Below are 11,862 nucleotides of genomic sequence, written 5' to 3'. Positions count from 1 at the left end.
ACGCTGATGACAACGGATAACACGAACACGACACGTAACGATTCACTGGCTGCACGGACCGATACCTGGTTGCAGTCGTTTCTGGTCTGGTCACCCGGACAGCGGGATATCATCAAAACGGTGGCGCTGGTGCTGATGGTACTGGACCACATCAATCTGATATTCCAGCTGAAGCAGGAATGGATGTTTCTGGCCGGGCGAGGAGCCTTTCCGCTGTTTGCCCTGGTGTGGGGGCTGAATCTGTCCCGTCATGCGCATATCCGGCAACCGGCCATTAACCGGCTGTGGGGATGGGGAATTATTGCCCAGTTCGCATATTATCTGGCCGGCTTTCCCTGGTATGAGGGGAATATCCTGTTTGCCTTTGCAGTGGCGGCACAGGTGCTGACGTGGTGTGAAACGCGCAGTGGGTGGCGTACAGCAGCGGCCATTCTTCTGATGGCCCTGTGGGGGCCTTTGTCCGGCACCAGTTACGGCATTGCCGGGCTGCTGATGCTGGCGGTCAGTTACCGACTGTACCGGGCGGAAGACAGAGCGGAACGTCTGGCGCTGCTTGCATGCCTGCTGGCCGTTATTCCGGCACTTAACCTTGCCTCCAGTGATGCAGCGGCGGTGGCCGGTCTTGTAATGACGGTGCTGACCGTTGGTCTGGTGTCGTGTGCAGGAAAATCATTACCCCGTTTCTGGCCCGGGGATTTTTTCCCGGTATTCTACGCCTGTCATCTGGCTGTGCTGGGCGTTCTGGCGTTGTGACTGGTATGATACTGACGCTGATTCTGATTATTAATAAACAACATAACACAGGATATTTATGAAAATTACGGATCACAAACTCTCTGAAGGTATTGCCCTGACATTTCGTGTTCCTGAAGGAAATATAAAACATCCTTTGATTATCTTATGCCATGGGTTTTGCGGTATCAGGAATGTTCTGCTCCCTTGCTTTGCGAATGCCTTCACAGAAGCAGGATTCGCAACGATTACTTTTGATTATCGAGGATTCGGTGAGAGTGATGGAGAACGAGGGCGTCTGGTTCCTGCAATGCAGACCGAAGATATTATTTCAGTTATCAATTGGGCAGAAAAGCAGGAATGTATTGATAATCAGCGTATTGGGTTATGGGGAACATCGCTGGGAGGGGGGCATGTCTTCAGTGCAGCTGCGCAGGACCAACGCGTAAAATGTATTGTCAGCCAGCTGGCTTTTGCTGACGGTGATGTTCTGGTTACCGGAGAGATGAATGAATCGGAGAGAGCGTCTTTTCTGTCCACGCTGAATAAAATGGCAGAGAAGAAGAAAAACACCGGGAAAGAGATGTTTGTGGGGGTTACCCGGGTACTGAGTGATAATGAATCAAAGGTATTCTTCGAGAAGGTAAAAGGTCAGTATCCTGAAATGGATATAAAAATACCTTTCCTTACGGTTATGGAGACGTTGCAATATAAACCGGCAGAGAGCGCAGCCAAAGTACAGTGCCCAGTTTTGATTGTTATTGCCGGCCAGGATAGTGTTAATCCACCAGAACAGGGAAAAGCCTTATATGATGCTGTTGCTTCTGGTACTAAGGAATTATACGAGGAAGCTGACGCATGCCATTATGATATTTATGAAGGCGCGTTTTTTGAACGTGTGGCGGCAGTACAGACGCAATGGTTTAAAAAACATCTTTAATTGTCGGTATTAATATGTCAGAGGTCGTTGAGGTCAGCTTAATATCATAGTGAGTAGTTTCAACGACCTGGAGGACATATTTTCACAAAGGTCAGGGCAATCATGACAGAGCAGAAACGACCGGTACTGACACTGAAACGGAAAACGGAAGGGGAAACACCGACCCGGAGCCGGAAAACCATCATCAATGTCACCACGCCACCAAAATGGAAGGTGAAAAAGCAGAAACTGGCGGAGAAGGCTGCCCGGGAAGCAGAGCTGACAGCAAAAAAAGCGCAGGCCAGACAGGCGCTGTCCATTTATCTGAACCTGCCCACACTGGATGAAGCCGTGAACACCCTGAAACCCTGGTGGCCGGGATTATTTGACGGTGACACACCCCGGCTTCTGGCCTGCGGTATCCGGGACGTGTTACTGGAAGACGTGGCGCAGCGGAATATCCCGCTCTCGCATAAAAAACTGCGCAGGGCGCTGAAGGCCATCACCCGTTCAGAAAGCTATCTGTGTGCCATGAAAGCCGGTGCCTGCCGGTATGACACGGAAGGGTATGTGACGGAGCATATTTCTCAGGAGGAAGAAGTGTATGCGGCAGAGCGTCTGGATAAAATCCGCCGCCAGAACCGGATAAAGGCAGAACTTCAGGCCGTGCTTGATGAACAATAAAAAAGCCTCCTTCACACTAAAGGAGGCGGAAAAATAAGGCTTCTCTGAAACCTTCTTCCATACCCGGCAGAAGAAGGTTATAAAAATTTATAACACATTCACCGGCCTGGATTAAAGGGGGAAGGAAAATGAACGGAACAGGGCGTGATTCGCAAAACTCCGGGGTATGGCGCTACCGGCAGGTCGGACGCCGGGCTGTCCGGCTGGAAGTCAGGGGGGACTGGCCGGGAGCCGCTGAGGCATGGCTACGGGCTGCGCAGTCTGCTCCCCGGACAGACTGGCAGCAGTTTGCCCGAAAAAGGGCTGAACACTGCCACCGGCGCTGCCGGGGAAGGGTGTAACGAAAAAGCAGCCTTCATTACTCCAGGGATTCAGAAGGCTGAATAATGCATGAGATTTGCTTTTTTTAATATCCGGTCGGGAAGTATGACCGGACAGTTCTGAGTAGCACAGAGTTTTTTCCGTATTAAGTCGTGATTTTATATTTTGTGATTAATTTCACAAAATAAGGTGTTATTCAGTGTGTGCTGCGATATTCAGGATTACCTGAAATACAGGTGCCATTTATCTGATATGGAGAATAACATGAGGAAATATATTCCACTGGTATTATTTATCTTTTCATGGCCGGTATTGTGTGCAGATATTCATGGACGGGTTGTTCGTGTACTGGACGGTGATACCATCGAGGTCATGGACTCACGGAAGGCAGTGCGGATCAGGCTGATAAATATTGATGCACCGGAAAAGAAACAGGATTATGGCCGGTGGTCAACGGACATGATGAAATCACTGGTTGCAGGAAAAACGGTTACCGTCACATATTTTCAGCGAGATCGTTATGGTCGTATTCTCGGGCAGGTTTATGCACCAGACGGAATGAATGTTAATCAGTTTATGGTCCGGGCCGGGGCTGCCTGGGTATATGAGCAGTACAACACAGATCCCGTGCTGCCTGTCCTTCAGAACGAAGCCAGACAACAAAAACGTGGGCTCTGGTCAGATGCTGATCCGGTTCCCCCCTGGATATGGAGACACCGTAAATAAAGCGATGGCAATCTTATCATTCATCTGTTCTCAGCGGGAATAAAAATGGCGAAAACAAAACAGGAATGGCTGTATCAGTTACGGCGATGTTCATCAGTCAATACGCTGGAAAAAATTATTCATAAAAACAGAGACAGTTTATTAAACAGTGAACGTGAATCATTTAATTCAGCAGCAGACCACCGGTTAGCGGAATTAATCACCGGAAAGTTATATGACAGGATACCAAAAGAGATATGGAAATATGTAAGGTAATAATTCAGCATAATTAATTACCAGGAGCAGATAAACAATGAAGCTGATTATTTTTATTCTTATTGTTCTGATTATTGCAGCGTTACTTATCCGGATTATCCTCAGAAGTGTAAATCAGCATTCTCCTTTGCTGATGCAATTGCATGCGGCAGGTATACGGACCGGTGATGCAGAGCGAATACTGTCCGGCGGTGAATACTGGCAACGTCAGAAGACGCTGCTGACAGAAAGGGAAGTCAGTTTTATGAAAGGACTGTTCAGAATTGTGGATATGAAGCGGTGGTATCTGTGTCCGCAGGTACGGGTCGCGGATATCGTCCAGCTGAACGGGAATATCCGGCCACGATCACGCCAGTGGTGGCAGTTATTCAGGATGGTGTCTCAGTGGCATGTTGATGTGGTTATCGTTGAGCGGCGTTCGTTCAGTATTGTTGCAGCAGTAGAGCTGGATGATGCCAGCCATTTACGACCGGAACGCAGACGCCGGGATATTCTTCTGGAAGAGGTTCTGAGGCAGGCTGGTATTCCGTTGCTCAGAAGCCACGATGCCAGAAAACTGCTGCAGATGACCGGAGAATGGCTGAATACAACAGGGGCTGATCAGCAGTCCCCGGAACATCGTAGCTGACGCCTTCGCGTTGCTCAGTTGTCCAACCCCGGAAACGGGAAAAAGCAAGTTTTCCCCGCTCCCGGCGTTTCAATAACTGAAAACCATACTATTTCACAGTTTAAATCACATTAAACGACAGTAATCCCCGTTGATTTGTGCGCCAACACAGATCTTCGTCACAATTCTCAAGTCGCTGATTTCAAAAAACTGTAGTATCCTCTGCGAAACGATCCCTGTTTGAGTATTGAGGAGGCGAGATGTCGCAGACAGAAAATGCAGTGACTTCCTCATCTGGCGCAAAACGAGCATACAGAAAGGGGAATCCGCTTTCTGATGCAGAGAAACAAAGATTATCAGTGGCCCGTAAAAGAGCTTCGTTCAAGGAAGTAAAAGTATTTCTTGAACCAAAGTATAAGGCCATGCTCATGCAAATGTGTCATGAAGATGGTCTGACTCAGGCTGAAGTTCTGACCGCACTGATAAAAAGTGAAGCGCAAAAACGATGCATGTGATGATGGGCTTACATTCTTGAGTGTTCAGAAGATTAGTGCTAGATTACTGATCGTTTAAGGAATTTTGTGGCTGGCCACGCCGTAAGGTGGCAAGGAACTGGTTCTGATGTGGATTTACAGGAGCCAGAAAAGCAAAAACCCCGATAATCTTCTTCAACTTTGGCGAGTACGAAAAGATTACCGGGGCCCACTTAAACCGTATAGCCAACAATTCAGCTATGCGGGGAGTATAGTTATATGCCCGGAAAAGTTCAAGACTTCTTTCTGTGCTCGCTCCTTCTGCGCATTGTAAGTGCAGGATGGTGTGACTGATCTTCACCAAACGTATTACCGCCAGGTAAAGAACCCGAATCCGGTGTTTACACCCCGTGAAGGTGCAGGAACGCTGAAGTTCTGCGAAAAACTGATGGAAAAGGCGGTGGGCTTCACTTCCCGTTTTGATTTCGCCATTCATGTGGCGCATGCCCGTTCGCGTGGTCTGCGTCGACGCATGCCACCAGTGCTGCGTCGACGGGCTATTGATGCGCTCCTGCAGGGGCTGTGTTTCCACTATGACCCGCTGGCCAACCGCGTCCAGTGCTCCATCACCACGCTGGCCATTGAGTGCGGACTGGCGACGGAGTCTGCTGCCGGAAAACTCTCCATCACCCGTGCCACCCGGGCCCTGACGTTCCTGTCAGAGCTGGGACTGATTACCTACCAGACGGAATATGACCCGCTTATCGGGTGCTACATTCCGACCGATATCACGTTCACATCTGCACTGTTTGCTGCCCTCGATGTATCAGAGGAGGCAGTGGCCGCCGCGCGCCGCAGCCGTGTGGTATGGGAAAACAAACAACGCAAAAAGCAGGGGCTGGATACCCTGGGCATGGATGAACTGATAGCGAAAGCCTGGCGTTTTGTGCGTGAGCGTTTCCGCAGTTACCAGACAGAGCTTAAGTCCCGTGGAATAAAACGTGCCCGTGCGCGTCGTGATGCGAACAGAGAACGTCAGGATATCGTCACCCTGGTGAAACGGCAGCTGACGCGTGAAATCTCGGAAGGACGCTTCACTGCTAATGGTGAGGCGGTAAAACGCGAAGTGGAGCGTCGTGTGAAGGAGCGCATGATTCTGTCACGTAACCGCAATTACAGCCGGCTGGCCACAGCTTCTCCCTGAAAGTGATCTCCTCAGAATAATCCGGCCTGCGCCGGAGGCATCCGCACGCCTGAAGCCCGCCGGTGCACAAAAAAACAGCGTCGCATGCAAAAAACAATCTCATCATCCACCTTCTGGAGCATCCGATTCCCCCTGTTTTTAATACAAAATACGCCTCAGCGACGGGGAATTTTGCTTATCCACATTTAACTGCAAGGGACTTCCCCATAAGGTTACAACCGTTCATGTCATAAAGCGCCAGCCGCCAGTCTTACAGGGTGCAATGTATCTTTTAAACACCTGTTTATATCTCCTTTAAACTACTTAATTACATTCATTTAAAAAGAAAACCTATTCACTGCCTGTCCTGTGGACAGACAGATATGCACCTCCCACCGCAAGCGGCGGGCCCCGACCGGAGCCACTTTAGTTACAACACACAAAAACAACCTCCAGAAAAACCCCGGTCCAGCGCAGAACCGAAACCACAAAGCCCCTCCCTCATAACTGAAAAGCGGCCCCGCCCCGGCCCAAAGGGCCGGAACAGAGTCGCTTTTAATTATGAATGTTGTAACTACATCTTCATCGCTGTCAGTCTTCTCGCTGGAAGTTCTCAGTACACGCTCGTAAGCGGCCCTCACGGCCCGCTAACGCGGAGATACGCCCCGACTTCGGGTAAACCCTCGTCGGGACCACTCCGACCGCGCACAGAAGCTCTCTCATGGCTGAAAGCGGGTATGGTCTGGCAGGGCTGGGGATGGGTAAGGTGAAATCTATCAATCAGTACCGGCTTACGCCGGGCTTCGGCGGTTTTACTCCTGTATCATATGAAACAACAGAGTGCCGCCTTCCATGCCGCTGATGCGGCATATCCTGGTAACGATATCTGAATTGTTATACATGTGTATATACGTGGTAATGACAAAAATAGGACAAGTTAAAAATTTACAGGCGATGCAATGATTCAAACACGTAATCAATATCTGCAGTTTATGCTGGTTATGCTGGCTGCATGGGGCATTAGTTGGGGAGCCAGATTTGTCATGGAGCAGGCCGTTCTGCTTTATGGATCAGGAAAAAACTATTTGTTCTTCAGTCATGGTACTGTTCTGATGTACCTGCTGTGTGTTTTCCTGGTATACCGCCGTTGGATAGCTCCGCTACCGGTCGTTGGTCAGCTGCGCAACGTTGGCGTACCGTGGCTGGTCGGTGCGATGGCCGTGGTGTATGTCGGTGTATTTCTGCTCGGTAAGGCGCTGGCTCTGCCTGCTGAGCCATTTATGACGAAACTTTTTGCCGATAAGTCCATACCTGACGTGATCCTGACGTTGCTGACCATCTTTATCCTTGCCCCGTTGAATGAGGAAACGCTGTTCCGGGGGATTATGCTGAACGTCTTCCGTTCACGGTACTGCTGGACGATGTGGCTGGGGGCGCTGATAACGTCGTTGTTGTTCGTCGCCGCGCACAGCCAGTATCAGAACCTGCTGACACTGGCAGAACTGTTCCTGGTGGGGTTGATTACATCAGTGGCCAGGATCAGAAGTGGTGGCCTGCTGCTGCCGGTATTGCTGCATATGGAAGCAACCACGCTGGGTTTACTGTTTGGTTGAAAGTTATATTTTTATTAAACATTGTGCGTTAAAGCCTGGTGTGTTTTTTTAGTGGATGTTATATTTAAATATAACTTTTATGGAGGTGAAGAATGCATACCACCCGACTGAAGAGGGTTGGCGGCTCAGTTATGCTGACCGTCCCACCGGCACTGCTGAATGCGCTGTCTCTGGGCACAGATAATGAAGTTGGCATGGTCATTGATAATGGCCGGCTGATTGTTGAGCCGTACAGACGCCCGCAATATTCACTGGCTGAGCTACTGGCACAGTGTGATCCGAATGCTGAAATATCAGCTGAAGAACGAGAATGGCTGGATGCACCGGCGACTGGTCAGGAGGAAATCTGACATGGAAAGAGGGGAAATCTGGCTTGTCTCGCTTGATCCTACCGCAGGTCATGAGCAGCAGGGAACGCGGCCGGTGCTGATTGTCACACCGGCGGCCTTTAATCGCGTGACCCGCCTGCCTGTTGTTGTGCCCGTAACCAGCGGAGGCAATTTTGCCCGCACTGCCGGCTTTGCGGTGTCGTTGGATGGTGTTGGCATACGTACCACAGGTGTTGTACGTTGCGATCAACCCCGGACAATTGATATGAAAGCACGGGGCGGAAAACGACTCGAACGGGTTCCGGAGACTATCATGAACGAAGTTCTTGGCCGCCTGTCCACTATTCTGACTTGAACATGGGGTTTGAGGGGCAACTGGATGAAAACGTACGATTTAGGGCACTAAAACCGCTGTTGTCCCACCATTCTGGTGATTCCCAAACGTTATTTGGCTAAAAAGTAGTTTTGATGTGGTTTATTTTCCGAATTCCAAGCGCAGCCCTACTTTCTTGTGCGTATTTGCGTGTTTTGCGCAGTTTTGAAGTTCCGGTGATGCTGCCAACTTACTGATTTAGTGTATGATGGTGTTTTTGAGGTGCTCCAGTGGCTTCTGTTTCTATCAGCTGTCCCTCCTGTTCAGCTACTGACGGGGTGGTGCGTAACGGCAAAAGCACCGCCGGACATCAGCGCTATCTCTGCTCTCACTGCCGTAAAACATGGCAACTGCAGTTCACTTACACCGCTTCTCAACCCGGTACGCACCAGAAAATCATTGATATGGCCATGAATGGCGTTGGATGCCGGGCAACCGCCCGCATTATGGGCGTTGGCCTCAACACGATTTTCCGCCATTTAAAAAACTCAGGCCGCAGTCGGTAACCTCGCGCATACAGCCGGGCAGTGACGTCATCGTCTGCGCGGAAATGGACGAACAGTGGGGATACGTCGGGGCTAAATCGCGCCAGCGCTGGCTGTTTTACGCGTATGACAGGCTCCGGAAGACGGTTGTTGCGCACGTATTGGGGTCTGACGCTCAGTGGAACGAAAACTCACGTTAAGCAACGTTTTCTGCCTCTGACGCCTCTTTTAATGGTCTCAGATGTCCTTTGGTCACCAGTTCTGCCAGCGTGAAGGAATAATGGCCGAGCATATTGATATGTCCGTGGCAAAGCGGGGAGAGGCGTGCGATATCTTCATCATTCAGTGTTTCACCCTGCGCCCGGAGATGATCCAGGGCTGCCTGCATATAAATAGTGTTCCATAACACGACGGCGTTAGTGACCAGCCCCAGTGCGCCCAGTTGATCTTCCTGACCGTCGGTATATCGTTTTCTTATCTCACCTTTTTGACCGTGACAGATGGCTCTGGCAACGGCATGGCGACTTTCTCCCCGATTAAGCTGGGTCAGAATGCGCCGGCGGTAATCTTCATCATCAATATAATTAAGCAGATACAGCGTTTTGTTGATGCGCCCCACTTCAATGATTGCCTGAGTCAGTCCGGAAGGACGTTCACTTTTCAGCAATGAACGGACCAGCACTGAAGCCTGTACTTTGCCCAGCTTCAGGGAGCCAGCGGTCCGGATCATTTCGTCCCACTGAAGGACTATTTTTGGCACTGTTGCAAAGTTAGCGATGAGGCAGCCTTTTGTCTTATTCAAAGGCCTTACATTTCAAAAACTCTGCTTACCAGGCGCATTTCGCCCAGGGGATCACCATAATAAAATGCTGAGGCCTGGCCTTTGCGTAGTGCACGCATCACCTCAATACCTTTGATGGTGGCGTAAGCCGTCTTCATGGATTTAAATCCCAGCGTGGCGCCGATTATCCGTTTCAGTTTGCCATGATCGCATTCAATCACGTTGTTCCGGTACTTAATCTGTCGGTGTTCAACGTCAGACGGGCACCGGCCTTCGCGTTTGAGCAGAGCAAGCGCGCGACCATAGGCGGGCGCTTTATCCGTGTTGATGAATCGCGGGATCTGCCACTTCTTCACGTTGTTGAGGATTTTACCCAGAAACCGGTATGCAGCTTTGCTGTTACGACGGGAGGAGAGATAAAAATCGACAGTGCGGCCCCGGCTGTCGACGGCCCGGTACAGATACGCCCAGCGGCCATTGACCTTCACGTAGGTTTCATCCATGTGCCACGGGCAAAGATCGGAAGGGTTACGCCAGTACCAGCGCAGCCGTTTTTCCATTTCAGGCGCATAACGCTGAACCCAGCGGTAAATCGTGGAGTGATCGACATTCACTCCGCGTTCAGCCAGCATCTCCTGCAGCTCACGGTAACTGATGCCGTATTTGCAGTACCAGCGTACGGCCCACAGAATGATGTCACGCTGAAAATGCCGGCCTTTGAATGGGTTCATGTGCAGCTCCATCAGCAAAAGGGGATGATAAGTTTATCACCACCGACTATTTGCAACAGTGCCGGTTCCTCGATGCTGGCGACGATCCGCACGGTGCCACCGCAGTGGACGCAGGCGGTGACGTCGATGGAAAAGACCCGCTTGAGGCGTTGCGCCCAGCTCATCGAACGGCGCTTCTCCTCGGGGCTGCGCGGCGCGTCGTTCGCGCTTGCGTCCGCCGGCTCCACAGCGGCGTCATGCCGCCTGCCGCGCCCCGATGGCGTCAGCTGTGCGCGCAGGGCGGCGTTCGGGGCAAACACCCCGTGGAAGCGGGTCAGGTGGGCGCGCGGTGGCGGGACCAGCGCCGCCAGCTTGGCGATGAAATCCACCGGATCCCATTCCACATGCGTGGTGCCATTGCGCCACGGGGTCTTGAGCTGGTAACGCACCCTGCCCTGGAGCGCTATCGACAGCCGCTTCTCGCTGATCGCCGGGCGCGTGATGTAGCGGCACAGCTTTTCCAGCTTGTGGCTTTCGTGTGCTTCGGCCGCCACGCCGGCATGCAGTGAGAAGCCGCCGACCTTGCCGGCTTCGCCCTCCAGCGAACCGGCGTCACCGGGCAGCGTTTGCAGCGTGACGACCTTGCAGCCAGCGTCGCGGCCGGTGGCGATGCGGTAGGTGATCGAACTCATCCGCAGCCCATCCATGCTGTCGTCGCCTGCAGCGCTGTCTGCCAGGAAGGCCGATTCGCCCTCCCCTTCGAGCCAGCCTTTGCGCGTCAGGTGCCGACACACCCGGTGCGCGATGGCAGCTGCCAGCTGGGTCAACTGCGCGGTGGTGGGCGCACGGGCGCGGTGCAGGCGCAGTTCGCGCCGCGGCAGCTCGGTGGCTTCCACGTACACGCCGTCGAGCCACAGCATGTGGAAGTGGATGTTCAGGTTCAGCGCGCTGCCGAAACGCTGGATCAGCGTCACCGCGCCGCACTGGGCGCTGGCGCGGTCGATGCCGGCTTGATCGGCCAACCAGCCGGCGATCACGCGCTGCACGATGCCCAGCACCGGGCCAATGGCTTCTGGCTTGCTGGCGAACAGGAAACGCAAGGGGTACGGAAAGCTCAGCACCCATTGCCGCACAGGCCGCGGGCCGAACACCTCCTCGACCAGGTGCCGCGCACTCTCGGCCATGCGTCGCGCGCCGCAACTCGGGCAGAACCCGCGCTTCTTGCAGGAGAAGGCCACCAGCCTCTCTGCACGGCAGTGCTCGCACACCACCCGCAGGAAGCCGTGCTCGAGCACGCCGCAACGCAGGTAGGCATCGAACGCCTCGCGGACATACCCGGGCAGCGAGCGGCCCTCCGCTTCGATCCGTGCAATGAAGTCCGGGTAGTGCGCCTCTACCAACGCGTACAGCAGCGTGCGCTCGGGCGCGTGGCGCGCGTACCGCGAACCGGTGTGGGCGGACGGCAGTGGCGCGCATCCCGCGGCTTGCCGCCGGGATGTGGCGAGGCGCGGCACGCAGCGCTCCGGTGCGGGGACGGCTGCTCAGGGTTGCACCTGTGTTCGCACGTTCGTATCGGTGCGTTCTGATCTTCGCGTCAGACATTGCCGCGGCGCGGGCACAACAAAAAGCCCGGCATCGCTGCCGGGCTCCGGCCCCGTCCTTGGGGCCTTG

15 protein-coding genes and 2 pseudogenes are annotated in these 11,862 nt (G+C 52.8%); 14 read left to right on the top strand and 3 right to left on the bottom strand.

Features of this window, described 5'->3' with window-relative positions:
* Positions 1-6: 6 nt before the first annotated feature.
* The 14 genes and pseudogenes from traX to ACQG19_RS26455 form a co-directional block, all read left to right on the top strand.
* Entirely contained in the window at positions 7-753 is a 747-nt protein-coding gene (gene traX / locus ACQG19_RS26520) for a conjugal transfer pilus acetylase TraX (protein WP_000205725.1), read from the top strand.
* Positions 754-811: 58 nt separating this feature from the next.
* Entirely contained in the window at positions 812-1,672 is an 861-nt protein-coding gene (uilS, locus tag ACQG19_RS26515; protein WP_000704523.1) for a UilS family quorum-quenching N-acyl-homoserine lactonase, read from the top strand.
* A 102-nt stretch (positions 1,673-1,774) separates the two neighbouring features.
* The gene (locus tag ACQG19_RS26510) at positions 1,775-2,335 is read left to right on the top strand and encodes a fertility inhibition protein FinO (RefSeq protein ID WP_000139323.1); all 561 of its coding nucleotides are present in this window, start codon (positions 1,775-1,777) and stop codon (positions 2,333-2,335) included.
* A gap of 128 nt (positions 2,336-2,463) precedes the next feature.
* Positions 2,464-2,676, top strand: coding sequence for an ANR family transcriptional regulator (locus ACQG19_RS26505; RefSeq protein ID WP_001309245.1), 213 nt, complete (start codon positions 2,464-2,466; stop codon positions 2,674-2,676).
* Positions 2,677-2,920: 244 nt separating this feature from the next.
* Complete coding sequence (locus tag ACQG19_RS26500) at positions 2,921-3,382, top strand: thermonuclease family protein (RefSeq protein WP_001233838.1); 462 nt, start codon at positions 2,921-2,923, stop codon at positions 3,380-3,382.
* A gap of 45 nt (positions 3,383-3,427) precedes the next feature.
* The gene (hha, locus tag ACQG19_RS26495) at positions 3,428-3,637 is read left to right on the top strand and encodes a hemolysin expression modulator Hha (protein ID WP_001298565.1); all 210 of its coding nucleotides are present in this window, start codon (positions 3,428-3,430) and stop codon (positions 3,635-3,637) included.
* Positions 3,638-3,674: 37 nt separating this feature from the next.
* Positions 3,675-4,265, top strand: coding sequence for a DUF2726 domain-containing protein (locus ACQG19_RS26490; RefSeq protein WP_000766807.1), 591 nt, complete (start codon positions 3,675-3,677; stop codon positions 4,263-4,265).
* Positions 4,266-4,504: 239 nt separating this feature from the next.
* Positions 4,505-4,759 (top strand): replication regulatory protein RepA, encoded by a 255-nt coding sequence (locus ACQG19_RS26485; protein WP_000083830.1) that lies wholly within the window; start codon positions 4,505-4,507, stop codon positions 4,757-4,759.
* Between the two features lie 237 nt (positions 4,760-4,996).
* A complete protein-coding gene (gene tap / locus ACQG19_RS26480) occupies positions 4,997-5,071 on the top strand; it encodes a RepA leader peptide Tap (protein WP_001365705.1) in 75 nt (24 codons plus the stop codon).
* A complete protein-coding gene (gene repA / locus ACQG19_RS26475; RefSeq protein ID WP_060591631.1) occupies positions 5,064-5,921 on the top strand; it encodes an incFII family plasmid replication initiator RepA in 858 nt (285 codons plus the stop codon). The genes tap and repA overlap by 8 nt, the downstream gene beginning before the upstream one ends.
* 938 nt (positions 5,922-6,859) lie before the next feature.
* A complete protein-coding gene (locus ACQG19_RS26470) occupies positions 6,860-7,513 on the top strand; it encodes a CPBP family intramembrane glutamic endopeptidase (protein WP_000616807.1) in 654 nt (217 codons plus the stop codon).
* A gap of 92 nt (positions 7,514-7,605) precedes the next feature.
* Positions 7,606-7,863 carry a type II toxin-antitoxin system antitoxin PemI gene (pemI, locus tag ACQG19_RS26465; protein ID WP_000557619.1) on the top strand — a complete coding sequence of 86 codons (258 nt, stop codon included), beginning with the start codon at positions 7,606-7,608 and terminating at the stop codon, positions 7,861-7,863.
* A gap of 1 nt (position 7,864) precedes the next feature.
* Positions 7,865-8,197 (top strand): type II toxin-antitoxin system toxin endoribonuclease PemK-mt, encoded by a 333-nt coding sequence (gene pemK-mt / locus ACQG19_RS26460; protein ID WP_000439434.1) that lies wholly within the window; start codon positions 7,865-7,867, stop codon positions 8,195-8,197.
* A 248-nt stretch (positions 8,198-8,445) separates the two neighbouring features.
* Positions 8,446-8,867 (top strand): annotated as a pseudogene (locus ACQG19_RS26455) (IS1 family transposase); the annotation flags it as partial.
* A gap of 62 nt (positions 8,868-8,929) precedes the next feature.
* Here the strand turns inward: ACQG19_RS26455 and ACQG19_RS26450 are convergent.
* From ACQG19_RS26450 to ACQG19_RS26440, 3 genes and pseudogenes are all read right to left on the bottom strand, one after another.
* A pseudogene (locus ACQG19_RS26450) lies at positions 8,930-9,448 on the bottom strand (Tn3 family transposase); the annotation flags it as partial.
* 59 nt (positions 9,449-9,507) lie between these two features.
* Positions 9,508-10,212, bottom strand: a complete 705-nt coding sequence (locus tag ACQG19_RS26445; protein ID WP_001067855.1) for an IS6-like element IS26 family transposase — start codon at positions 10,210-10,212, stop codon at positions 9,508-9,510.
* An 11-nt stretch (positions 10,213-10,223) separates the two neighbouring features.
* Positions 10,224-11,657: an IS91 family transposase gene (locus ACQG19_RS26440; RefSeq protein WP_044816577.1), complete on the bottom strand. Its 1,434-nt coding sequence runs from the start codon at positions 11,655-11,657 to the stop codon at positions 10,224-10,226.
* Positions 11,658-11,862: the final 205 nt, after the last annotated feature.

It is taken from the genome of Enterobacter cloacae complex sp. 277I4 (assembly GCF_050031465.1).
In the GTDB taxonomy this organism is placed as follows: domain Bacteria; phylum Pseudomonadota; class Gammaproteobacteria; order Enterobacterales; family Enterobacteriaceae; genus Enterobacter; species Enterobacter cloacae.
Note: the sequence above shows the minus strand (reverse complement) of the source record. Positions and strands in the feature narration are given on the sequence as shown.